This is a genomic window from Thermopetrobacter sp. TC1, from assembly GCF_000746275.1.
Lineage (GTDB): Bacteria > Pseudomonadota > Alphaproteobacteria > Rhizobiales > Aestuariivirgaceae > Thermopetrobacter.
In genome coordinates, this window is record NZ_JQKX01000026.1 from 1 (window position 1) to 22,680 (window position 22,680).

The window sequence follows — 22,680 nt, forward strand, 5'->3', positions numbered from 1 at the left end:
TGCGCCGTCGAAATCGTAATGCCGCGCGCCTTCTCCTCAGGCGCCTTGTCAATCTCGTCATACGCCGTCGCCTGCGCCTTGCCCTGCTCAGCCAGAACCTTCGTGATCGCAGCCGTCAGCGTCGTCTTGCCATGGTCCACGTGACCAATCGTCCCGATGTTCACGTGCGGCTTCGTCCGTTCAAACTTCTCCTTCGCCATCTTTCCAGTCTCCGTCAGATTGGCTCGTGTTCCGTTTCACGCCCTCATCGCCGCCACCGGCGCGAGAGCCCGTTGCATCCGCGCACTCATGCGTTCTTCGAGATGATCTCCTCCGCCACGTTCTTCGGCACCGGCGCGTAGTGATCGAAGATCATCGTGAAGTTGGCGCGCCCCTGCGACATGGAGCGCAGGGCGTCCACATAGCCGAACATGTTGGCCAGCGGCACCATGGCGGTGATCACGGTGGCGTTGCCGCGAATGTCGGTGCCGACAATCTGGCCGCGGCGGGAGTTGAGATCGCCGATGATCGATCCCTGATACTCCTCCGGGGTGGTCACCTCCACCTTCATGATCGGCTCAAGCAGCTGGGCGCCGGCCTTCTGCAGCGCCTCGCGCATGGCCTGACGGCCCGCGATCTCGAAGGCCACGGCCGAGGAGTCCACCTCGTGATAGGCGCCGTCCTTCAGCGTTGCCTTCACGTCCACGACGGGGAAGCCGGCAATGACACCGGAGGACATGACCGACTGGATGCCCTTGTCCACCGCCGGGATGAACTCCTTGGGCACGTTGCCGCCGACAACGGTGCTTTCGAACTCGTAGCCCTTGCCCGGCTCGTTGGGCTCGATCTCGAGAATGACGCGGGCGAACTGACCGGCACCACCGGTCTGCTTCTTGTGGGTGTAGTCCACCTCGGCCTTCTTGGTGATGGTCTCGCGATAGGCCACCTGCGGCGCACCCACCTGAACCTCGAGATTGTAGGGCGGGCGGCGCAGAATATCCACCTTGATGTCCAGGTGCAGCTCGCCCATGCCGGCGATGATGGTCTGGCCCGATTCCTCATCCGTATAGACGCGGAAGGAGGGATCCTCCTTGGCCAGCTTCTGAAGCGCGATGGTGAGCTTCTCCTGATCCGCCTTGGAGGCCGGCTCGATGGCCTTCTCGATCACCGGCTCGGGGAACTCCATCTTCTCCAGCACCACCGGCTTGTTGACGTCGCAGAGGGTGTCGCCGGTGTTGGTGTCCTTCAGGCCGACAAGGGCCATGATGTCGCCGGCGAAGGCCTCGTCGATCTCCTCGCGGTCATTGGCGTGCATGAGCACCATGCGGCCGATACGCTCGGTCTTGCCGGTGGTGGTGTTGAGCACGGTGGTGCCCTTCTTCACCTTGCCGGAATAGACGCGCACGAAGGTGAGGGTGCCGTAGGGGTCCTCCATGATCTTGAAGGCAAGCATGGCCAGCGGCTCGTCATCGGAGGCCTTGCGCACCACCTCCTCGCCCGTCTTGTAGTCGATGCCCTTGATCGGCGGAATGTCCACCGGCGAGGGCAGATAGTCGACCACGGCGTCAAGCAGCGGCTGCACGCCCTTGTTCTTGAAGGCGGAACCGCAGAGCACCGGGAAGAACTCGTTGGAGAGCGTGCCCTTGCGCAGAAGCTCGCGGATCTTGTCCTCGGAGAGCTCCTCGCCGGAGAGGTAGGCGTCCATGGCCTCCTCATCGAGCTCGACGATGGTCTCGAGCATCTCCGTGCGCATCTCCTCGGCCTTGTCCTTCAGCTCGGCCGGGATTTCCGCCTCATGGAACTTCGCGCCCAGAGTCTCCTCATCCCAGATGATGGCGACCATGCGCACGAGATCGATCACACCCTCGAAATCGTTCTCGGCGCCGATGGGCATCTGGATGGGCACGGGACGGGCGCCGAGGCGCTCCTTGATGGACTCGACGGAGGCGAAGAAATCGGCGCCGATCTTGTCCATCTTGTTGACGAAAACGATACGCGGCACGCCATACTTGTCGCCCTGGCGCCAGACGGTCTCCGTCTGCGGCTCCACGCCGGCGTTGGCATCGAGCACGGTGACCGCGCCGTCGAGCACTCGAAGTGAGCGCTCCACCTCGATGGTGAAGTCCACGTGGCCGGGCGTGTCGATGATGTTGAGGCGATGATCGCGCCAGAAGGTGGTGGTGGCGGCGGAGGTGATGGTGATGCCGCGCTCCTGCTCCTGCTCCATGAAGTCCATGGTGGCGGCGCCGTCATGCACCTCGCCGATCTTGTAGCTCTTGCCCGTGTAATAGAGAATCCGCTCGGTCACAGTGGTCTTGCCGGCATCGATGTGGGCCATGATGCCGAAGTTGCGGTATTTCTCGATCGGTACCTTGCGGGGCATTGTCCTGCTCCGGAAATCCTCGAAATTCTGTCTGTCCGCGACAGCCCGGCCTTGATCCTCTGCCGCCCTGAAGCCTTACCAGCGGTAATGCGAGAAGGCGCGGTTGGCCTCGGCCATGCGGTGTGTGTCCTCACGCTTCTTCACGGCGGCGCCGCGGTTGTTGGCGGCATCCATCAGCTCGCCGGAGAGGCGCTCGACCATGGTGTATTCGTTGCGGTTGCGCGCCGCCTGGATCAGCCAGCGGATGGCCAGCGTCTGACGCCGCTCGGGACGCACCTCCACCGGCACCTGATAGGTGGCGCCACCTACGCGGCGGGAGCGCACCTCCACCTGCGGCTTGACGTTCTCCAGGGCCTGATGGAAGACCTGCAGCGGGTCCTGCCTGGTCTTCTCGGCAATGCGATCGAGCGCCTCATAGACGATGCGCTCGGCAACCGACTTCTTGCCGTCATACATCAGGCAGTTGATGAATTTCGACAGCACCACGTCCCCGTATTTGGGGTCGGGATTGATCTCGCGTTTCTCGGCGCGGTGACGACGGGACATCTTGCACCTTCCCTTAAACCTTCAGGCGCCGCTGCCGGCCGGTGATGCAGCCTGCAAGACGACGCCCTTTCGCATTCCTGACGATCACTTCGGCCGCTTGGTGCCGTATTTCGAACGCCGCTGCCGACGGCCCTCCACACCGGAGGCGTCCAGCACGCCGCGAATGATGTGATAACGCACACCGGGCAGGTCCTTCACACGGCCGCCACGGATGAGCACCACGGAGTGTTCCTGCAGATTGTGCCCCTCACCGGGGATGTAGCTCGTCACCTCAAAGCCGTTGGTGAGGCGCACGCGCGCCACCTTGCGCAGCGCCGAGTTCGGCTTCTTCGGCGTGGTGGTGTAAACGCGGGTGCAGACGCCACGCTTCTGCGGGCAGGCCTGCAGGGCCGGCACCTTGTTGCGCTTCACCGGGCGCTTGCGCGGCTTGCGGATGAGCTGGTTGATCGTCGGCATGTCGGCTCAAACCCGTTTGCAAAACCCAATCAAAACCCTGCGGGGCCGCAAAACGCGCCTGCCGGAACACCTCGCAGCAGACGCACAAAGATACGACATCCGGGCAGCAGCCCCGTACATGCCCGGACATCACAAAACCAGAGGACCGGCATCGGCTCGCCCTGGTTGCGGGTGCGGCCAACGCGGTCTTGCCTTACGCGCTCTTTCGCTTTGTTGTCGCTGTCTCGCGGGCAGCGTTCAGGCTGTGGAGCCGCTTTCAGCACCGCCATTTGCTCGCTGCAGTGTTCAGGAGCCAGACGGGATCATTCCTTCCCGCGCGGTGCAAAAAAGCCCCGGTCGGCAGCGCCTGCAGCCTGCCCTTCCCGAAGACGGCGTTACCATTAGACGCGGACTCTTTCCGCGTCAAGCCCTCCGATGCGCTCTCAGTGCGGATTTTTGCGTTCCTTTGACATGAACAGGGGCTGCTTGAGGCCTTTCGGCTGTTCAAGCGCCGCTTTCGATTCCTTTTGTCGCAGGTAACGGAGGGCACATGCCTCTGCCTCAGGTTCTCATGCAGCCCTTCTGATTTTCGGGCGAATACGGATTCGCTTGGACTTGCGCGCCTTTCCCCGTTTTTTCCGAATCATTGCCGCAAAACTGCCGCGAAGCGGCCGCGCCTTTGTCCGAAGCACTGGTCAGGATGCCATCCGCAGGGGGGCTGGCATGGGAAAGAGTGATCGTTTTCGGCTAAGGGAGGGATTTGGTGCAATGACCTTGTCTGTTTCGCGGCGGCAGGATGCGTTTGCGGAAAAGCGTTCGATCTCGGCCATTTCCGGGTTCTGGCCGGAGCTGAACTGTCATGATGTCAAGGCGGCCATTTCCTTTTACGGGCGCACGGCGGGCTGGCGCTTCCGCGAGGTGCGGCTTGCCGACGGCGGCAGCTACTGGCTGGCGCTGCAGGCGGGCAAGCCCCTGTGCGGCATTCATCCGCTGGATCCGGTGCTGCATGCGGGAATCGTGCCGCACTGGATGAATCATGCGGTGGTGGCCGATCTGGACGGCTCTTTGCGCGCGGCGCTGTTCCGCGGCGGCAAGGTGCTGCGGCCGGTTCATCACGTGCCGGGCCTGGGGCGGCTGGCGGTGATTGTGGACGGCTGCGGCGCCCTGCTCGGTTTCATGGAACGCGAAGAGAAGGGCGCGATGCAGGATGAGACCATGGATGGGACTGTGGATTCCGCCCTGGCCAAGGCCGATGCCGCACGAGCGGGCAAGCCCACGGCCCACCCGCTGTTGCGGGCGCATTGAATTGGGGCAGCCTGCGCTACTCATCAGGGCGATGCAGGTGCACAGGGCGGCCTTTTGTCTCAAGGCCGCCCTTCTTTTGCCTCATACCAACCCGCTCATGGACCACCCACCGCCCCGCGCCCCCACTTGGGCCAACCGATATTATGGACCAAACAGAGCGCTTGGGCGGGAGCGCGGGGCAGTTTTTGTGAATTACTGGTTGGACTCTCAGACCATGCTCTGCTGCGGCAGCCAGCGGGCGAGGCGATCAAGGGCGCGGCGGATGTCCTCATGGCTGGCGCAATAGGAAAAGCGCAGGAAGCGTTGACCATTCACGGGATCGAAATCCAGCCCCGGCGTGGCGGCAACGCCGGTCTCGCGCAGCAGGCGACGGGCGAAAGCGACGCTGTCCTCGGTGAGATGGGAGACGTCACAATATATATAGAAGGCGCCATCGGCGGGGCTTAACCGATCCAGGCCGAGGGCGGGCAGGTTCTCAAGCAGGAACCGGCGGTTTTCGGCATAAACGGCCTTGCGCGCCTCCAGTTCGTCGGTAGCATCGAAGGCGGCTATGGCCGCATGCTGGGAGACGGTGGGCGCGTTGATGAAGAGGTTCTGGGCGAGAACCTCGGCCGGGCGCAAAAGCTCAGGCGGCAGCACCATCCAGCCGATGCGCCAGCCGGTCATGCCGTAATACTTGCTGAAGCTGTTGATGACGATGGCGCGATCCGACACCTCCAGGGCCGTGGTCGCGGGCTTTTCATAATCGAGGCGGTGATAGATCTCATCGGAAATGAACCAGCCGCCCGTCTCCTCAACGACCCGGGCCAGCGTGTGCAAGCGCTCTTTGGAGAGCATCGCCCCTGTCGGATTGGCGGGCGAGGCAACGAGCAATCCCTTCATGCCGGCGGCCAGTTCCTGCCGCACCCGCTCCAGCGGCGGGGCCCAGCCCTGTTGCGGACCGGCCTCGATGAGCACGGGCTCGATGTTCAGGCCATGGAAGATGTTGCGATAGGCGGGATAGCCGGGATTGGCGAGCCCGACGCGATCGCCGGCGTCGAAGGCGGCAAGGAAGGCGATGACGAAGGCGCCGGAAGAGCCGGTGGTGACAAAAATGCGGTCGGGATCGATCTTCAGTCCATGCTGCTCGGCGTAATAGCGGGCGATGCGCTCCCGCAAGGGGCGGATGCCGCGCGCCTCGGTATAGCCGAGATCATCCGAGCTTAGGGCCTTTGCCGCCGCCTCGCGCACGCGCTTCGGCGCGGGGCCGAAGGGCTGGCCCACCTCCATGTGAATGACATCCTCGCCGGCGGCGGCCATGTCATGGGCCTCGCGCAGGACGTCCATGACGATGAACGGGGAGACCCGGGCGGCTCTTTCGGATGGAGCGGACATGAGACGTTGTATGATCCCTGACTGGCGCCGCTGTGGCATCCTTTCCGTACCGGAAAGGCTTGCACGGCCGGCGCATTGGTTTAGGCTACCTTTCACGCCTGCGGTTAGCAGACTTGTGCGCGGCAGGCCAGCCCGCCGGCTTACCCCTTGCGCGGCATCAGCCAAGGAACAGGCCGCATTCCTGCCATGAAGGCAGCGCATGTCTGAATGCGATCGCAGGGCCTGGCCCGGCCGGGGCGGGCTGCGGCAGGTTCGGCTCCACGGGGCTTTATGAGGCATCATGAGGCTTTTATCTGATATCTGAGCGAGGCCTTTTTCAGGATCATGACCGTCACCATACTGACACGACGTCTTCATTCGGCCGCGGCTGTTGTTCTCGCCCTTGTCATGATCATGCAGGCGGCGCTTGCGCCGGCGCAGGCAAGGGGGCGCGGGCTGCCGCTGATCCGCGATGCGGAGATCGAGGAGCTTTTGCGCATTTACACCACGCCCATCTTCCGGGCGGCGGGGCTGGATCCGCGGGCGGTCAGCATTCACATCATCAAGGACAACCGCATCAACGCCTTCGTGGCCGACGGGCAGCGGATCTTCATCAATACCGGGCTTCTGATGAAGGCGAAGACGCCGAGCGAGGTCATCGGCGTGCTCGCGCACGAAACCGGCCACATCGCCGGCGGTCATCTGGCGCGCACCGGCATGGAGATGCGGCGGCTGAGCACGCTGGCCATCATCAGCCAGCTGCTTGCCATCGGCGCGCAGGCGGGCGGGGCGCTTGCGGGAAATCGCGATATCGCCCGTTCCGGCAAGGCGATCATGCTGGGCTCGCAGTCCATGCTGCAGCGGCAGTTCCTTGCCTATGCCCGCACGCAGGAATCGGCGGCCGATCAGGCGGCGGCGCGCTATCTGCAACGGGCGAAGATTTCCGGCAAGGGCATGCTGAACATGTTTCAGCGGCTGGCCAGCCAGTACATGGCCACGCTCAGCCACGCCGATCCTTATGTCATGACCCATCCCATGCCGATGCAGCGCATCCGCAATCTGGAGCGGCTGCTCAAGAAAAGCCCCTATTTCAACACGCCGGATCCGCCCTGGCTTGTGGAGCGTCACAAGCTGATGCAGGCAAAGCTTGCGGGCTTCATCGGGGGCGCGCGCGGGGTCTATCGCCGCTATCCGCCGTCCGACACCTCGCTGCCGGCGCGCTATGCGCGGGCGATTGCCGCCTTTCGCATCGGCGATCTCAACGGGGCGCTGCCGCTGATCGATTCGCTCATCCGCGCCAAGCCCAAGTATCCCTATTTCTGGGAGCTGAAAGGACAGGCGCTGCTGGAAAACGGGCGGGTGGCGCAGGCGATTCCGGCACTGAAAAAGGCAGTTTCCCTGGCGCCACGCAACGGGCTGATCCGTCTGCTGCTGGCGCAGGCCCAGCTGGCGACCGAACGCAAGGATCAGGCGAAAGCGGCGCTGGCCAACCTGAAGAAGGCCATGCCGCAAGAGGGGCGGCGGCCCATGCTGCATCAGCTCATGGCGCGCGCCTATGGCATCCTCGGCAATTATGCGCGCGCGGAGCTGGAGACGGCGGAAGCAGCCATTCTCATGGGCGACCGGCAGCTGGCGGTGCAGAAGGCGAAAAACGCCATGCGCCGCTTCAAGAAGGGCTCGCCGGAATGGTTGCGTGCTAACGACATTTTGAAGACGGCCGAGAGACGCCGGTGATAGAACACCTAGACATGGCGTTGCCTGAGCAAGGGCTGTTGCAACAACAACGAACGGGAGTGTTCGCATCATGATGTCCAAACGCGCCCTGCGCACGATCGTTTCCGCCTTTTCCGGCCTTGCCCTGCTTTCCGGCGTGGCCCTGGCGGCGGAATTCACCCCGGCGCAGAAGAAAGAGATCGAGCAGATCATCCGCGGCTATCTGCTCGATCATCCCGAAATTCTCACCGAGATGGTGGACAAGCTGGAGAAGCGCCAGAAGGCGGCGAAACGGGCGCAGGAAAAGGCGGTGATCAGCGCGCATGCGGATGCCCTGTTCCGCTCCGGTGGCGATCTCGTCATCGGCAATCCCGAGGGCAAGGTCGCTATGGTGGAGTTCTTCGACTACAACTGCGGCTTCTGCAAGCGCTCGCTGCCTGACGTGATCAAGCTGAAAGAGACCAATCCGGATCTGAAGATCATCATCAAGGAATTTCCCATCCTCGGCCCCGGCTCCATGGAGGCGGCGCGCTATGCGCTGGCGGCGCGCAAGCAGGGCATGGACAAGTACTGGAAGCTGCACGCGGCCCTGCTGAAGCATCGCGGGCAGGTCAATGGCGATGTGGTGCTGAAGGTGGCCAAGGAGGTGGGGCTTGACGTGGAAAAGCTCAAGCAGGACGCCAAAAGCGCCGAGATCGACAAGACGCTGGATCTCAATCTGTCGCTGGCCAATGCGCTGGGCATTCGCGGCACGCCCGCCTTCGTGATCGGTGACAAGCTGGTGCCCGGCGCCCTGGGCTATAAGAAGCTCAACGCCGTCATCAGCGAGGTGCGTAAAAAAGGCTGCAAGGTCTGCTGATTTCGCGCAGACGAGAATCGCTTTGCCGGAACGGGAGTCCATCCCGTTCCGGAGGGTCTTGGCGGGGATCTCACTACACGACACACCGTTTCCATCTTTCTCGTCACCCCGTAGATCAGCCGGGGTCTCGGGCCACAAATGCATGAGTCAATGGCCTGAGATACCGGCTGATCTACGGTATGACGATGGGGGTGTCGTGTAGTATGGGCGGGGATCTGAAAAACCCGCCAAATTGTTTGATAAAGATAAAAATGTCCTTCCGGCGTCACTCCTGCCTTCATGTTTCCGGAGGCAAAGGCGGCATAAGGTTTTATCCCTTCAGCCAGCCTTCGATGGTGGCGCGCTCCGGAATGCTGCCGACGTGCACGATCTGGCCATTGATGGCAATTCCGGGGGTGGACATGACACCGGCGGCCAGAATCTCGGCGGTATCGGTGACCTCCTTGACGTCAACATCCACGCCCAGATCCTGTGCCACCTGACGGATGAGATCCTTGGCGTTCTGGCAGGTCTTGCAGCCGGAGCCATAAACGATGATTTCCTTCATGGTTTCCTTCTCCCTCGTCATTCGTTTCTGGAATTGCCCCTTCAGGCGAAGAGGCCGTTGAACAGGTAGCCCACCATGATGAAGGCCACGAAGAGGATGCCGGCGAAGGTGGCGATGAGCTGCGGTTTCAGCACCTTGCGCAGAATGATCATTTCGGGCAGCGAAATGGCGGCCACGGACATCATCAGGGTGAGCACCGTGCCCACCGGAACGCCCTTGGCCAGCAGGCTTTCCACCACCGGAATGACGCCGGAGGCGCTGGAATAGAGCGGAATGCCGATGAGCGCCGCCAGCGGCACCGCCAGCCAGTTGTCAGCCGATGCATGTTCGGCCAGCCACGCTTTCGGCACATAGCCGTGCAGGAAAGCGCCGACGGCGATGCCGATCAGCACGTATTTCCAGATGCGGCCGACGATTTCGCGCACTTCGCGCCTGGCAAAGTCGAAACGTCCTTTCCAGGAGGTGTCGGCCTCCGGCATGGCCACCTTGCCCATGCGGATCTGCCAGACATATTCCTCCACCCACTTTTCCAGTTTCAGCGCCTCGATGAGCAAACCGCCGATGATGCCCACCGTCATGCCGGCAACGACATAAAGCGCCGCCACCTGCCAGCCGAGAATGGCCGCAAGCAGCACCACCGCCACCTCGTTGATCATGGGCGAGGCAATGAGAAAGGCCATGGTGACGCCCAAGGGAATACCGGCCTCGAGAAAACCGATGAACAGCGGCACCGAGGAACAGGAGCAGAAGGGCGTGACCGCACCCAGCATGACCGCCAGGGGATAGGAGACAAAGCGCGATTTGCCCGCCACCAGCTCGCGCACCTTTTCCGGTGCGATCATGGCGCGCAAAAACCCCATGGCGAAGACGATGATCACCAGCAGGGTGAAGATCTTGGCCGTGTCCTCGATAAAGAAGTGCACCGCCTCGCCAAAGCGGCTTTGCGGCTTCAGGCCAAAAACGCCCCAGACAAGCCAGTCCGCCAGTTTGGTGAAGATTTCCAGCATGATCGCAACATGCCTTTTTTATTCACGGCCCCTTAAGCCCTTTCGGAAGTCGCTGTGGCGGGCCGTGCGATGAAACACGCTCTTTATCGGAAGAGAGGCGGCCAGATTAGCCGGCCGTCGTCTTACCCCTCATGCAGCGTCGCTGCAGGTGCCGGCGGCGCTATCCGTTTCGGCTTCCGGCCCGTTTTGGGCATTCAGCCGGGCAAGATCGGCGCGGAATTGTTCGGTTTCGCGCATGCCGTCATGAAGCGCCTCAATGATGGTGCGCTGCCAGGCGGGCATATCGCTTGCGAGCGCATAATGCACCCACAGGCCCTTGCGCCTGCCCCGCACCAGGCCCGCCTTGCGCAAGGCGGCGAGATGAGAGGAGATGCGCGGCTGAGCGAGATTGAGCGCCTGCACGATCTCGCAGACACACAGGCTGGGCCGCTCCACAAGTAGCGCCAGAATGCGGCGCCGGGTGGCATCGGCCAGCATGGCAAAGAAGGTGTCCATTGCCCTGCCCTTTTCCTGAGCGTGATCTGGATATCTGTTTCTGCGTATATTGCTTTTCAGATATATCTTGTCAAGCGTATATAGACAGAAAGGGATATTACGCACATGCCGCAAACACGGCACCCTGTTGCAGGCTGGTCGTTTCCGCCCTCGCTCTCCTCACCGCCTCACAGTGGGGGATCCCGGTTCAAGCCCGGGACAGGCAAGGCAGGAAATAATGATTTCTTCTTGTTTTTCAATGAGTTAGTTAATTGCCATACCAACTCATAAAGCACACGACACGACACGCCACTGCCATCTATCTCGTTCCCTGGCGAAAGCCGGGGTCTCGGGCCATAAACGCATGAGTCAATGGCCTGAGATACCGGCTTTCGCCGGTATGACGGTATAAGTGTCATGGAGTATGCCGGACACGCCCGGACATAAGGTAACTAATTGATATTCAATACAAAAATAACAACCTCCCAAGTTTGGGCAAGGGGAAAGAATGCCTTGATAAAAGTATCTGCACAGCAAGTGATTAGTCACGCTCTTCGTAGCGAAAAACATTCGCAACACACAAGGCAATTTAATTGGACACGACTGGGAGAAAGCCTCAGGTCTCGAGCCACAGACGCATGAGTAAGTGGCCTGAGATACCGGCTGATCTACGGTATGACGACATAAGTGCCGTGTGCTCAAGGAAAGTCTTTTTCCTCAATCGCTTCGGGCGTGTCGCGGGCCGTGGTTCACACTACACGACACACCGTTGCCATCTTTCTCGTCACCCCGTAGATCAGCCGGAGTCTTGTGCCGCAAACTCAGGCGTTTGTGTCCTGAGATACCGGCTTTCGCCGGTATGACGGTATATATGTCGTGTCGCGGGCGGTGGTTATTCCTCGGCGTTGGCGGCCAGCCATTCTTCCAGCCAGTGGATGTCATAGAGGCCGTCCTGGATCTCCGGCTCGCGCAGCAGGCGCTCGAAGAGGGGGATGGTGGTCTTCACGCCGGAGATGACATATTCGCCGAGGCAGCGGCGCAGGCGCATGAGGCATTCGGTGCGGTTGCGGCCGAAGACGATGAGCTTGCCGATAAGGGAATCGTAATAGGGCGGAATGACATAGCCGCCATAGAGGGCCGAATCCACGCGCACGCCAAGCCCGCCGGGGGTGTGCACGGTATCGACCCTGCCCGGCGAGGGGACGAAGGTTTCCGGATCCTCGGCGTTGATGCGCACCTCGATGGCATGGCCGGAAAAGCGGATATCCTCCTGCCTGTAGGAAAGCGGCGCGCCGGAGGCAACGCGGATCTGTTCCTGCACGAGATCAAGGCCGGTGATCTGTTCGGTGACCGGATGCTCCACCTGCAGGCGCGTGTTCATCTCGATGAAATAAAAGCGGCCGTCCTCATAAAGGAATTCCACGGTGCCGGCGCCGGCATAGCCGAGCTTGCGCATGGCGGCGGCGACGATCTCGCCGATTTCGGCGCGCTGCTCGGCATTCAGCGCCGGTGAGGGCGCCTCTTCCCACACTTTCTGATGCCGGCGCTGCAGGGAGCAGTCCCGCTCGCCCAGATGCACGGCATGGCCCTGTCCGTCACCGAAGACCTGCACCTCGATATGCCGGGGGCGATCCAGATATTTCTCGATGTAGACCTCATCGTTGCCGAAAGCGGCGCGGGCCTCGGAGCGGGCGGTGAGATAGGCGTTTTCCAGCTCCTGTTCGCTGCGGGCCACCTTCATGCCGCGGCCACCGCCACCGGCGGTGGCCTTGATCAGGACGGGATAGCCCATGTCTTTGGCAAGGCGGCGGGCCTCCTCGACGGTCTCCACCGCCCCGTCGGAACCGGGCACCACCGGAATGCCCAGCTCCGCGGCGGTCTTCTTGGCCATGATCTTGTCGCCCATCAGGCGGATATGCTCCGGCGAGGGGCCGATGAAAGTGATGCCATGTTCGGCGAGGATCTCGGCAAAGCGGGCGTTTTCCGAAAGAAAGCCATAGCCGGGATGGACGGCATCGGCGCCGGTGATCTCGCAGGCGGCGAGAATGGCGGGAATGTTGAGGTAGCTCTCCGACGCCGGCGGCGGGCCGATGCAGACCGATTCGTCGGCCAAGCGCACATGCATGGCGTTTTCATCGGCGGTGGAATGAATGGCCACGGTGGCCACGCCCAGCTCGCGACAGGCGCGCAGGATCCTCAGCGCGATCTCGCCGCGGTTGGCAATGAGCACCTTCTCGATCATGCCGCCCTCGTCCCGCTTGTTCGCGATGGCTTTCGGTCTTCCTGCCTCATTCGATCACCATGAGCGGCTGATCGAATTCCACCGGCTCGCCGTCCTCGACGAGGATGGCCTTGACCACGCCGGCGCGCGGCGAGGGGATCTGGTTCATCGTTTTCATGGCCTCGACGATGAGCAGGGTCTGCCCCTCCTTGACGGTATCGCCCACCTCCACGAAAGGCGGCGCGCCGGGGGCCGGGGCGCGATAGGCGGTGCCAACCATGGGCGAGCGCACCACGCCGGGGTGGCTGGTGTAATCCTCACCGCCGCCAGCGCCTTCTTCCGCGGCGGCCGCCGGCGCGGGCGTGGCCGCGGGAGTCGGTGCTGGGGCGGGCGCGGAAGGCACCGTGACCGCGACACCCGAACCGGCCCGCGAAACGCGGATGCGCAGGCCCTCGCTTTCCACCTCGATCTCGGTCAAGTCCGTTTCATGCAGCAGATCCGCGAGCTCGCGGATCATGGCGCTGTCGATTCGGCTCTTGCTGGTCTCTGACATGGACATCCCCTAGTCATTGCGGGCGCTGGCCCCGGCCCCTTCGCCCGCATCCTGCTCTCGCCAGGCGTGCATGGCCCTCAGTGCGAGGAGATAGCCCTGAACGCCCAGCCCGCATATCACGCCATCGGCAACGGGCGACACATAGGAATGGTGGCGAAACGGCTCGCGGGCGAACACATTGGAGATATGCACCTCGATGATGCGCCCGGCAAAGGCCTTGAGCGCATCGTGAATGGCAACGGAGGTGTGGGTATAGGCGGCGGCGTTGATGATGATGCCGGCGGCCTTATGGCGGATGGCCTCGTGAATGGCCTCAACCAGTGCGCCCTCACTGTTGTGCTGAACGAAGACGATCTTCAGCCCCAGATCGTGCGCCTGCCGGCGGCAGGCGGCCTCGATGTCGGCCAGCGTGGTGCGGCCGTAGGTTTCCGGCTCGCGCAAGCCCAGAAGATTGAGATTGGGCCCGTTGATGATGTGGATGACGTCGCTCATGCAGGCGGCCCCGGCTTGGGATCGTCGTCACATTCGGGAGGAACGCGGCATGTGGCGCCTATCCCGGCGCCGGCGATTCGCGCAATCACCTCCTTTGCGGTTCGCCCATTCGTCTAACCCTTCCGGCCTGCGGGAGCAAGGCGAAGCCCTGTGATTTCGGCAATTTCCTCACATTCCTGCCCCTCGCGAGCGGTCAGAATGGCCCAAAGACGGCCTGATCCGCTCCCGCGAGAGTCACACGGCATCACAAGTGCGTGAGACACGCCACAGGTCATGGACGCGGACCACTCCAACATTAAAAATCCGTCATGAGCTGGCTCCCGGAGTGTGGAACGCCTTTCCACGATCCAGGAGTGGGGGGACGCACACGGGAACGATCGCTCCCTCGAAGAACGAAGGGGCGCCTGTTTCGTGTGCGCAGGCGAGGCTTCTTTTGCAGATCAAAGAGGCCCATCATGAGGAACCAGCTCATGAAGCTGTTCTTCTCCGGCCTGCTGGCCATTGGTGTGGCAGCCACCGGGGCGGCAGCGGCGGAGAAGAAGAAGGAGGAGGGGAAATTCGAAAGGGTTTCCCAGGAACTTGCCAACAAGAAGGGGTGCCTGAGCTGCCACGAGGGGATCGAGACGATCCGCGAAGAGGGATCGGAGATGCTGCAGCAGATCCGTGACCTCGGCAAATCGGTGGGCGACCCCGAAGGCTGTGTCGTCTGTCATGGCGGCACGCCCAACGCGACGACCAAGGAGAAGGCGCATTCCGGCGCGCCGAAGGACCTTGGGCCCAAGACCTTCTATCCCGATCCGGGCTCCATCTGGATCGCGGAGAATACCTGCGGACAGTGTCACGCCGACTATGCCTATCGCCTGGAGCGCGCCCTGATGAATACCGAGGCGGGCAAGCTTCAGGGCAATCTGCACACCTGGGGCATCCCGGAGGTGCAGAATCACAACGTGCCGTGGGGCAACTACGACGTTGCCGACACCGACGGCCCGGAACCGATCGTGGGCACCGATGCCTACAAGAAATACATGATGGCCATGATCAAGGCCTTCCCCAAGCAGTTCCCCAAGGAACTGAAGATGGTTCCGCAGCCTTCGGTGGAGGAGATCGAGAAGGACCCCAAGCTCGCCGGCTTCACCTACTCGCGTCAGCAGTGCCAGCGCTGCCACGTGGGCGTGCGGGGCCGCGAGAAGCGGGGTGACTACCGCGGCATGGGCTGCTCGGCGTGTCACATCCCCTACAGCAACGAGGGCTTCTACGAGGGTGGCGATCCCACCATCGACAAGAAGCAGCGCGGGCATCTTCTGGTGCACCGCATCCAGGGCACGCGCGAGGCGAAGGTTGAGGTCAACGGGCTGACCTATTCCGGCATCCCGGTGGAGACCTGCAACTCCTGCCACAACCGCGGCAAGCGCATCGGCGTGACCTATCAGGGCCTCATGGAGTTCCCCTACGGCTCGCCGTGGAACGCCATGGGCAAGAAGCAGCCCAAGCTGCACACCAAGAAGTACCTCTTCATTGCCGACGACCTGCATCACCAGATCAAGAGCCGGCCGGAGAACCCGAAGGGCGGTCTGCTCTGCCAGGATTGCCACACCACCATCGACATGCATGGTGACGGCAACATCTTCGGCACGACGCTGGCGCAGGTCGAGATCGAGTGTCAGGACTGCCACGGCACCACCCAGAAGTATCCGTGGGAGCTGCCGCTCGGCTACTCCGAGGAGTTCGGCAACAAGCTGTCCGACAAGCCGCGCGGTCTGGCCAAGGAGCAGCTGGCGGAAACCGAAACCTTCGCGACCAAGTATGATCCGAAGGACGGCTTCCTGCTCACGGCCCGCGGCAATCCGTTCGGCAACGTGGTCAAGGACGGCGACAAGGTGATCCTGCATTCGGCCACGGGGCTGGACTTCTTCGTGCCCATTCTGAAGGACATCAAGAAGAAGGGCACGTGGAAGAGCATGGACGCCGAGGTGGCCATGGACAAGGTGGCAGCACACAACGACAAGATGGAGTGCTACGCCTGCCATGCCTCCTGGGTGCCGCAGTGCTACGGCTGCCATGTGAAGGTGGACTACTCCAATGGCAAGAAGGACACCGACTGGGTGGCCAACGGCAACAAGCGCTTCCCCAACGGTCAGACGGCCGAAAGCCCGCTTGGCACGCACGGGCTGAAGAGCCCCGGCAAGGTGATGGAGACCCGCTCCTACCTGCGCTGGGAGGATCCGGTCCTCGGCATCAACGGCGAGGGTCGCATCACGCCGCTGATGCCCGGCTGCCAGGTGGTCTATACGGTCATCGGGCGTGACGGCAAGGTGCTGGTCAACAACAAGATCGCCACCTCGCCGGACGAGCAGAAGGAGCTGGGACAGGAGCGTGTGCCGCTGGCCATCGACATGGCACCGGTACAGCCCCACTCGGTGCAGCGCAAGGCGCGTCGCTGCGAGAGCTGCCACAACAACCCGAAGGCCATGGGTTACGGCATCGGCGGCGGCGTGTTCCAGACGCGCTATGTCGAGAACGTGGTCGAGGATCTGATCGATCAGCGCACGGGCAAGCCCATCCCGAAGCAGTATCAGATCCAGATCCAGGCGATCCCGCAGCTCGACTTCGACTGGTCGACCATCATCAAGGACGGCCAGCAGGTGCAGACGGTGGGCACGCACTGGCCGCTGTCCCGCGCCCTGCCGGAAGACATCCGCAAGGGCATCGAGCGCACCGGCCTGTGCATGGGCTGCCACCGCAACATGAGCAACGACAAGCTCTGGGCGGCGGTGAACACGCCCGGCCGGCTCACCGACAAGCAGCACATCGAGCTGATGAACAAGATGTTCCAGCTCTATGCCGAAAAGAAGATGAAGGACGGCAAGAAGTGAGCATGGAACGGACCTTGGGCATCGCCTGAACACGATATCTGGGGCCGACGGCACCATGCCGCCGGCCCCGTTCCGTTCACGCTTTCGCGAGCCATGATCTCCATCAAACGCGAATGATCACAACATCCCTAAAGTTACTTCTGAACACGGCCCGCAGGACGGCAGGCGCGGCCCTGAGCAGAGAAAGGGCAAATCCAGTTCCTTGCCTTGCCCTGCCCTGCTTCTTTCTGCCCTGCCCCGCTGCCTGCCCTAAGGCCCTGCAACAATGCGAGGGATCACCCATGCACACCGGCACAGCGAAAATCGGTTCAAGCCGCCTGCGGCGCCTGCTGCAGGCCTGCGTTGCCGCATCGCTCCTTCTTGCCTCTGGTGCACCGGCGGCTTTTGCCGGCGAGACGGGCAAGAGCGACAAGACGGAGATGATGCCGTCCCTTGATGAGATGAAGGCCTTTTCCAGCACGCTGGGCGGCGGTATGGCCATGCCGGCGCCGAAGACGCCGGTGACGCCCAAGGGGCCGCATGGATCCGCCAATCCGCATTACAAGCTGCCGCCGGACAAGCTGCTGCTAGTGGCGCTTCAGCATCTCTCGGAAGGGCGGCCGCAGGAGGCCATGCGCACGCTGAACATGGCCATCGCCCGCTATCCCGATGATTACAAGCTCAGGGGCGTGCGCGCCTCGCTCTATCTGCAGCATCGCCAGTATGCCAAGGCGCTGGCCGATCTGGAGGTGGCGCTGAAGCAGCATCCGGATGATCCGCTGCTTCTCGTCAACCGGGCGCAGGCCTACCGCGGCTTCAAGCGCAGCAAGGAGGCGCTGGACGATCTCAATCACGCCATCCGCATCAAGCCGGACTTCGTTGGTGCCCTGTTCAATCGCGGTGCGCTGCTGTTTGAACAGAAGCGCTACAAGGAGGCGCTCGCCGATTTCGAGAAGGTGGCCTCGCTCAACCCGCATCTGCCGGCGGCGCGTTTCAACATCGCCGTCACCTATGAAGCGCTGGGCAATCGCAAGCAGGCGATGAAGGAGCTTGAGGACTTCCTGAAGGTGGCCAAGCACAAGGGCTGGATCGCGGTGGCGCGCAAGCAGCTCAACAACTGGCGCAAGATGGAGGGCCTGCCGCCCATCGATTTCGACACGGCGGAGAAGAGCGCCAATCAGGCTGGAAAAGCCGGGGAAGCGGAGCAGGATGCCGGCAAGACGGAGAAGGCGAAATGAGTGCGCGGCGGTATGTGAAACGACATGACCCCTGTCATGGCGGCGATGGGGAACGGCGGGCAGGATGTGCGCGAAAAGGCGCACGATCCGCTCCCTTCGCCCTGCTCCTTGGCACGCTCGCCCTTGCCGCCCTGGGCATGCATGCCATGGCCCGGGCAGGTGCGCAGGCGCCTTCCGCTGCCGTTCCCGCAGCCCCTTCCGCGCAGAACAAGCCTCTCACGCCTGCTGCGCAGGATGCGGCGCCTGTTTCTTTCGACAGGCTCATGAAGGAGGCCGGAATCGTCCTGAAGCTCCCGGAAGGGTGGACGGCGATCACGCCGCCGTCCAATCCCTGGTTCGATTTCGACCGCGCCTGGAAAAGCCCTGACGGGAGAATGGAAATCCGGCTGGCTGTACGCCCGATTGCGCGCATGGTGCTGGATTATGAGGATCCGCACAGCTCCGCGCCTGATCCCAACGATATGCACGGGCTGATGTTCACGGCGATGATCGGTCAGTTCGCACGTCAAGGCGAGATGCCAAGCCGCGATCTGCCACGGGCATTGGCCCGCAAGACCTTCAATGCCGACTGGGCCGCCATGGCCGCTTTCGGCGCCGATCCGGCCCTGAACACGCAGCACAGGGAAGGAATGCTGCTTGCCCTGCACAAGCATCGCACGGCGGATGTCTTCGTACTGTTTCTCTATGACGATCCCGAAAGGAGCAAGCCGCTGCTGAAGGATCTTCTGAAGGTCGTGCGCTTTAAGCAGGCCACCCCGCTTGCCGTTCTCAAGCGCGAGGAGGAAGAGGCGGCAAAGGCGCGCAACGCCTATCTGGAAGAAGGCATGAAGGCCGGTGCCGGGCCTGAACAATGCATCCCGCCGCTAAACGCAAAACAGGTGCACAAGACGGAAAAGGACCTCGATCAGTCCCCCAAGCGGTAGGATATGGTTATTTTCACACTGTACGACACAAGATTGTCATCTTCCTTGCCACCACCGCCGGAAGGATATTGTATATCCTTCCGGAACAGTTCGGCGGGGTTTTAAACCCCGCCAAAATGTTCCGGAACGGGATAAAATCCCGTTCCGGCTTTTTATTCCCATACGACTCTAATCAAAACTTGCTGGCAAATGCCATCGTTCTCCAAATCCGCCCCATTCTTGTCCCTGGATTGCCGGGATCCCGGTTCAAGCCCGGGACAGGCAAGGCCGGCAATGTCGTTTTCTTTTGGCTTATCAATGAGTTAAACAACTCACTCCTAATTCTTTCGCCGAAGCGACGAGAAAAATGGGATCGTTGTGTCGTGTAGTGTGCTTTCAGACACAATGTCAGATGGTCCATATGGAAGCACAGGGCGTTCAGTGTGCACCGGAAGGCGCAGGGAAAATGTCCGGCTTTCCGTTTCTCAGGCCGATGACCCGTTTTCCTTCCAGCAGCTTCAGGGCGAGATCGCCGAAGACCTGACGGCGCCAACCGCGCAGAAGCGGCAGATCGCGCCGGCCGGCGGCGAGGGCCTCGATGTCCGCGGCGGAGGCGACAAGTCTTGGAGCAAGGTTTTCCCGCTCGCAGACGATCTTCAGCGCCAGTTTGAGCACATCGGCGCGGGCATTTGCCCCTTCCGGCGGCGCCTTGCGCCGTTCGGGCATGGCGGGAAGCTTCTCCTCGGGCAGGGCGCGCACCTCCCGGATCACGGCGAGGATGCGCTCAGCGGCCGGATTGTTGACAAGGCCTTCGGGAAACAGGCGCAGGCGCGCCAGATCCTCCTTCGTCTCCGGCATCTGCGTGGCCAGCTCCACCAGCGCCTCGTCCTTGAGAATGCGGCGGCGGGGCAGATCGCGCCGCTGCGCCTCCTCCTCGCGCCAGGCGGCCAGCCTCTGCATGGCGGCGAGCTGACGCGCATCGCGGGGGCGGAACTTCACCCGCTTCCAGGCATCCTCCGGCCGCTGCGCATAGGTCTCGGGATCGGTGAGAAGATCCATCTCCTCCTTCAGCCAGGGCTCGCGCCCTGAAGTTTCGAGCATTTCGCAAAGCCGCTCGAAAATCACCCGCAGATGCGTGACATCGGAAAGGGCATAGCGCAGCTGCTGTTCGGAGAGCGGACGGCGGGACCAGTCGGTAAAGCGGGCGCCCTTGTCGATGCGGGCGCCGGCGAGGCGGTTGACCAGGGCCTCATAACCCACCTGATCGCCAAAGCCGCAGACCATGGCGGCCACCTGGGTATCGAACAGCGGCCGCGGAATGATGCCGGCGAGATGATGGATGATCTCGATATCCTGCCGGCCGGCGTGAAAGACCTTCAGCACCGATTCATCGGCCATGAGCTCAAAAAACGGCGCAAGGTCCATGCCCTCGGCCAGAGGATCGATCACCGCCGCCTCGTTCGCACCCGCCATCTGGATCAGGCACAGGCGCGGCCAGAACGTGCGCTCGCGCATGAATTCGGTATCGACGGTAACGAAGCGTTCCTTAGAAAGCCGCTTGCAGAAGGCATCCAGGGCTTCCGGGGTGTCGATCACCATCACCGGCGCGGCGGTTTTGTCCTGCCCCCGGTTACGCGATTCCCTGTTCCTGTGCGATGTCCTGCCCATGGGCGTCACTATGGCGAGGGGGCAAGCTCTATGTAAAGGGCATCATGCGCTCTCATCCCCACAAAAACGCGCTTTTTCAGCGACACTGACGCCGCCACCCTTCGCGGGCGGGGCAAGGCTGACGGCTCTTTCTTGACAACACCGCGGGCTTGTGCGCAATTCCCGGCCATTCCGGAAATTCGGCGCGCGCGAATCAGGAATCGCACAGCCCGGGAAAGAAGAGGCCTCTGCCCGAATCGGCAGCGATTCCTCTCCTTATTCGCGCCCCTTGAACAGGCAGGCACGCAATCATGCCCGAGAACAAGACGCATACCGAGGACATGCACGCCTACCGCACGCACACCTGCGGCGCGCTGCGCAAGGAGCACATCGGCGAGACGGTGCGCCTGTCCGGCTGGGTGCATCGCATCCGTGATCATGGCGGTGTGCTGTTCATCGACCTGCGCGACCATTACGGCATCACGCAGGTGGTGGCCGACCCGGACAGCCCGGCGTTCTCCACGGCGGAAAAGTTGCATGCGGAATGGGTGATCCGCGTGGATGGCTATGTGCGCGCGCGGCCTGAGGGCACGGAGAACCCGAAGCTGCCCACCGGCGAAGTGGAGGTGTTCGCCACCGGCATTGACGTGCTCTCGGAAGCAAAAGAGCTGCCCCTGCCGGTATTTGGCGAGCCGCACTATCCGGAGGACATCCGCCTGAAGCACCGCTATCTGGATCTCAGGCGCGAGCGCATGCACCGCAACATCATGCTGCGCTCGGCCGTGGTCAGCTGGCTGCGCAAGCGCATGGAGGCGGAGGGTTTCACCGAATTTCAGACGCCGATTCTCACCGCCTCCTCTCCGGAAGGCGCGCGCGACTTCGTGGTGCCCTCGCGGCTGCATCCGGGCAAGTTCTACGCCCTGCCGCAGGCGCCGCAGATCTACAAGCAGCTGATCATGGCCTCGGGCTTTGACCGCTATTTTCAGATCGCGCCATGTTTTCGCGACGAGGATGCGCGCGCGGACCGCTCCCCGGGCGAGTTCTATCAGCTCGATATCGAGATGAGCTTCGTCACGCAGGAGGATGTGCTGAACACGGTGGAGCCGGTGCTGCGTGATCTGTTCAGGGAATTCGGCGGCGGCCGGCCGGTGACGGAGAAGTTCCCGCGCATTCCCTATCACGAGGCCATCCTGAAGTATGGCACCGACAAGCCGGATCTGCGCAACCCGCTGGAAATGCAGGATGTGTCCGAGCATTTCCGCGGCTCCGGCTTTCGCATCTTTGCGCAGCTTCTTGAGAAGGACGAGCGCAACCGTGTCTGGGCCATTCCGGCGCCGGGCGGTGGTTCGCGCGCCTTTTGCGATCGCATGAATTCCTGGGCGCAGGCGCAGGGCCAGCCGGGGCTTGGCTACATCATGTTCCGCGAGGAGGGCGGCAAGACCACCGGCGCGGGGCCGCTGGCCAAGAACATCGGGCCGGAGCGCACCGCGGCCATTGCCGAGCAGCTGGGGCTGAAGGCGGGGGATGCGGCCTTTTTCATCGCCGGCAATCCGCAGACCTTTGCGCCCTTCGCCGCGGAGGCGCGGCAGAAGGTGGCCGACGAGCTGGGGCTGATCGACAAGGATCAGTTCGCCTTCTGCTGGATTGTCGACTTTCCCATGTATGAATGGAACGAGGAGGAAAAGCGCATCGAGTTTTCCCACAATCCCTTCTCCATGCCGCAGGGGGGCATGGAGGCGCTGCAGGAGGCGTGGGAGGCCATCGAGACCGGCGATTACGGCCCGGCTCTGGGAATCAAGGCCTGGCAGTATGACATTGTGTGCAACGGCGTGGAGCTCTCTTCCGGCGCCATCCGTAACCATCTGCCGGAGCTGATGAAACTGGCGTTCAAGATCGCCGGCTATGAGCCGGAGGTGGTGGAGGAGAAATTCGGCGCGCTCTATCGCGCCTTCCAGTATGGCGCGCCGCCGCACGGGGGCATCGCGCCCGGGCTTGACCGCATGGTCATGCTGCTGGCCAATGAGCCGAATATCCGCGAGGTGGTGATGTTCCCGATGAACCAGCAGGCGGAAGACCTGCTCATGGGCGCGCCCGCACCACTTTCGCCGCAACAGCTGCGCGAGCTGCACATCCGCGTTGTGCTGCCGAAGAAGCAGAAACAGGAATCGTGAGCC

The 22,680-nt window shown here is 62.5% G+C and carries 19 protein-coding genes; 7 read left to right on the forward strand and 12 right to left on the reverse strand.

Annotated elements, in window-relative coordinates:
- The 4 genes from EK16_RS11380 to rpsL form a co-directional block, all read right to left on the reverse strand.
- A partial coding sequence (locus EK16_RS11380; protein ID WP_231573591.1) for a GTP-binding protein occupies positions 1-200 on the reverse strand: 200 nt, incomplete at its 3' end.
- 86 nt (positions 201-286) lie between these two features.
- Positions 287-2,362 carry an elongation factor G gene (gene fusA / locus EK16_RS03495; RefSeq protein ID WP_038034799.1) on the reverse strand — a complete coding sequence of 692 codons (2,076 nt, stop codon included), beginning with the start codon at positions 2,360-2,362 and terminating at the stop codon, positions 287-289.
- 75 nt (positions 2,363-2,437) lie between these two features.
- Complete coding sequence (gene rpsG / locus EK16_RS03500) at positions 2,438-2,908, reverse strand: 30S ribosomal protein S7 (protein WP_038034800.1); 471 nt, start codon at positions 2,906-2,908, stop codon at positions 2,438-2,440.
- An 84-nt stretch (positions 2,909-2,992) separates the two neighbouring features.
- Positions 2,993-3,364, reverse strand: coding sequence for a 30S ribosomal protein S12 (gene rpsL, locus EK16_RS03505; protein ID WP_038034801.1), 372 nt, complete (start codon positions 3,362-3,364; stop codon positions 2,993-2,995).
- A gap of 747 nt (positions 3,365-4,111) precedes the next feature.
- On the opposite strand from rpsL, the gene EK16_RS03510 reads away from it, so the two are divergent.
- Positions 4,112-4,648 (forward strand): VOC family protein, encoded by a 537-nt coding sequence (locus tag EK16_RS03510; protein WP_038034802.1) that lies wholly within the window; start codon positions 4,112-4,114, stop codon positions 4,646-4,648.
- Positions 4,649-4,855: 207 nt separating this feature from the next.
- Here the strand turns inward: EK16_RS03510 and EK16_RS03515 are convergent, their stop codons facing one another.
- A complete protein-coding gene (locus EK16_RS03515) occupies positions 4,856-6,022 on the reverse strand; it encodes a pyridoxal phosphate-dependent aminotransferase (RefSeq protein ID WP_038034803.1) in 1,167 nt (388 codons plus the stop codon).
- 324 nt (positions 6,023-6,346) lie between these two features.
- Between EK16_RS03515 and EK16_RS03520 the strand changes: the two genes are divergently transcribed.
- Together EK16_RS03520 and EK16_RS03525 are read left to right on the forward strand one after the other, a co-directional pair.
- On the forward strand, positions 6,347-7,735 hold the full coding sequence (locus EK16_RS03520) for a M48 family metalloprotease (protein WP_081910220.1): 1,389 nt from the start codon (positions 6,347-6,349) through the stop codon (positions 7,733-7,735).
- A gap of 70 nt (positions 7,736-7,805) precedes the next feature.
- The gene (locus tag EK16_RS03525; protein WP_081910221.1) at positions 7,806-8,573 is read left to right on the forward strand and encodes a DsbA family protein; all 768 of its coding nucleotides are present in this window, start codon (positions 7,806-7,808) and stop codon (positions 8,571-8,573) included.
- A 310-nt stretch (positions 8,574-8,883) separates the two neighbouring features.
- Here the strand turns inward: EK16_RS03525 and EK16_RS03530 are convergent, their stop codons facing one another.
- The 6 genes from EK16_RS03530 to aroQ all read right to left on the reverse strand — a co-directional run bounded on the left by EK16_RS03530 (position 8,884) and on the right by aroQ (position 13,867).
- Positions 8,884-9,120, reverse strand: coding sequence for a thioredoxin family protein (locus tag EK16_RS03530; protein ID WP_038034853.1), 237 nt, complete (start codon positions 9,118-9,120; stop codon positions 8,884-8,886).
- A gap of 41 nt (positions 9,121-9,161) precedes the next feature.
- Positions 9,162-10,127 (reverse strand): permease, encoded by a 966-nt coding sequence (locus tag EK16_RS03535; RefSeq protein WP_156098466.1) that lies wholly within the window; start codon positions 10,125-10,127, stop codon positions 9,162-9,164.
- A gap of 129 nt (positions 10,128-10,256) precedes the next feature.
- The gene (locus EK16_RS03540) at positions 10,257-10,622 is read right to left on the reverse strand and encodes an ArsR/SmtB family transcription factor (RefSeq protein ID WP_081910222.1); all 366 of its coding nucleotides are present in this window, start codon (positions 10,620-10,622) and stop codon (positions 10,257-10,259) included.
- An 871-nt stretch (positions 10,623-11,493) separates the two neighbouring features.
- Complete coding sequence (gene accC, locus EK16_RS03545; RefSeq protein WP_038034804.1) at positions 11,494-12,843, reverse strand: acetyl-CoA carboxylase biotin carboxylase subunit; 1,350 nt, start codon at positions 12,841-12,843, stop codon at positions 11,494-11,496.
- Positions 12,844-12,889: 46 nt separating this feature from the next.
- On the reverse strand, positions 12,890-13,375 hold the full coding sequence (gene accB, locus EK16_RS03550; RefSeq protein WP_038034857.1) for an acetyl-CoA carboxylase biotin carboxyl carrier protein: 486 nt from the start codon (positions 13,373-13,375) through the stop codon (positions 12,890-12,892).
- 9 nt (positions 13,376-13,384) lie between these two features.
- Positions 13,385-13,867 (reverse strand): type II 3-dehydroquinate dehydratase, encoded by a 483-nt coding sequence (gene aroQ, locus EK16_RS03555; protein WP_051928884.1) that lies wholly within the window; start codon positions 13,865-13,867, stop codon positions 13,385-13,387.
- Between the two features lie 455 nt (positions 13,868-14,322).
- Here aroQ and EK16_RS03560 point away from each other — a divergent pair, with 455 nt between their 5' ends.
- The 3 genes from EK16_RS03560 to EK16_RS03570 all read left to right on the forward strand — a co-directional run bounded on the left by EK16_RS03560 (position 14,323) and on the right by EK16_RS03570 (position 18,880).
- On the forward strand, positions 14,323-16,740 hold the full coding sequence (locus tag EK16_RS03560; RefSeq protein WP_081910223.1) for a multiheme c-type cytochrome: 2,418 nt from the start codon (positions 14,323-14,325) through the stop codon (positions 16,738-16,740).
- 281 nt (positions 16,741-17,021) lie between these two features.
- A complete protein-coding gene (locus EK16_RS03565; protein WP_038034806.1) occupies positions 17,022-17,957 on the forward strand; it encodes a tetratricopeptide repeat protein in 936 nt (311 codons plus the stop codon).
- On the forward strand, positions 17,954-18,880 hold the full coding sequence (locus tag EK16_RS03570) for a hypothetical protein (protein ID WP_156098467.1): 927 nt from the start codon (positions 17,954-17,956) through the stop codon (positions 18,878-18,880). The genes EK16_RS03565 and EK16_RS03570 overlap by 4 nt, the downstream gene beginning before the upstream one ends.
- A gap of 417 nt (positions 18,881-19,297) precedes the next feature.
- On the opposite strand, the gene rnd is transcribed toward EK16_RS03570, so the two are convergent.
- On the reverse strand, positions 19,298-20,527 hold the full coding sequence (rnd, locus tag EK16_RS03575; RefSeq protein WP_231573592.1) for a ribonuclease D: 1,230 nt from the start codon (positions 20,525-20,527) through the stop codon (positions 19,298-19,300).
- A gap of 320 nt (positions 20,528-20,847) precedes the next feature.
- Between rnd and aspS the strand changes: the two genes are divergently transcribed.
- Positions 20,848-22,677: an aspartate--tRNA ligase gene (gene aspS / locus EK16_RS03580; RefSeq protein WP_038034860.1), complete on the forward strand. Its 1,830-nt coding sequence runs from the start codon at positions 20,848-20,850 to the stop codon at positions 22,675-22,677.
- Positions 22,678-22,680 lie beyond the last annotated feature (3 nt).

Excerpts from the sequence above, each read along its gene's own strand:
- fusA (WP_038034799.1), bottom strand. The coding sequence starts at position 2,362 with ATGCCCCGCAAGGTACCGATCGAGAAATACCGCAACTTCGGCATCATG.
- rpsG (WP_038034800.1), bottom strand. The coding sequence starts at position 2,908 with ATGTCCCGTCGTCACCGCGCCGAGAAACGCGAGATCAATCCCGACCCC.
- rpsL (WP_038034801.1), bottom strand. The coding sequence starts at position 3,364 with ATGCCGACGATCAACCAGCTCATCCGCAAGCCGCGCAAGCGCCCGGTG.
- EK16_RS03510 (WP_038034802.1), top strand. The coding sequence starts at position 4,112 with ATGACCTTGTCTGTTTCGCGGCGGCAGGATGCGTTTGCGGAAAAGCGT.
- EK16_RS03515 (WP_038034803.1), bottom strand. The coding sequence starts at position 6,022 with ATGTCCGCTCCATCCGAAAGAGCCGCCCGGGTCTCCCCGTTCATCGTC.
- EK16_RS03520 (WP_081910220.1), top strand. The coding sequence starts at position 6,347 with ATGACCGTCACCATACTGACACGACGTCTTCATTCGGCCGCGGCTGTT.
- EK16_RS03525 (WP_081910221.1), top strand. The coding sequence starts at position 7,806 with ATGATGTCCAAACGCGCCCTGCGCACGATCGTTTCCGCCTTTTCCGGC.
- EK16_RS03530 (WP_038034853.1), bottom strand. The coding sequence starts at position 9,120 with ATGAAGGAAATCATCGTTTATGGCTCCGGCTGCAAGACCTGCCAGAAC.
- EK16_RS03535 (WP_156098466.1), bottom strand. The coding sequence starts at position 10,127 with ATGCTGGAAATCTTCACCAAACTGGCGGACTGGCTTGTCTGGGGCGTT.
- EK16_RS03540 (WP_081910222.1), bottom strand. The coding sequence starts at position 10,622 with ATGGACACCTTCTTTGCCATGCTGGCCGATGCCACCCGGCGCCGCATT.
- accC (WP_038034804.1), bottom strand. The coding sequence starts at position 12,843 with ATGATCGAGAAGGTGCTCATTGCCAACCGCGGCGAGATCGCGCTGAGG.
- accB (WP_038034857.1), bottom strand. The coding sequence starts at position 13,375 with ATGTCAGAGACCAGCAAGAGCCGAATCGACAGCGCCATGATCCGCGAG.
- aroQ (WP_051928884.1), bottom strand. The coding sequence starts at position 13,867 with ATGAGCGACGTCATCCACATCATCAACGGGCCCAATCTCAATCTTCTG.
- EK16_RS03560 (WP_081910223.1), top strand. The coding sequence starts at position 14,323 with ATGAGGAACCAGCTCATGAAGCTGTTCTTCTCCGGCCTGCTGGCCATT.
- EK16_RS03565 (WP_038034806.1), top strand. The coding sequence starts at position 17,022 with ATGCACACCGGCACAGCGAAAATCGGTTCAAGCCGCCTGCGGCGCCTG.
- EK16_RS03570 (WP_156098467.1), top strand. The coding sequence starts at position 17,954 with ATGAGTGCGCGGCGGTATGTGAAACGACATGACCCCTGTCATGGCGGC.
- rnd (WP_231573592.1), bottom strand. The coding sequence starts at position 20,527 with ATGGGCAGGACATCGCACAGGAACAGGGAATCGCGTAACCGGGGGCAG.
- aspS (WP_038034860.1), top strand. The coding sequence starts at position 20,848 with ATGCACGCCTACCGCACGCACACCTGCGGCGCGCTGCGCAAGGAGCAC.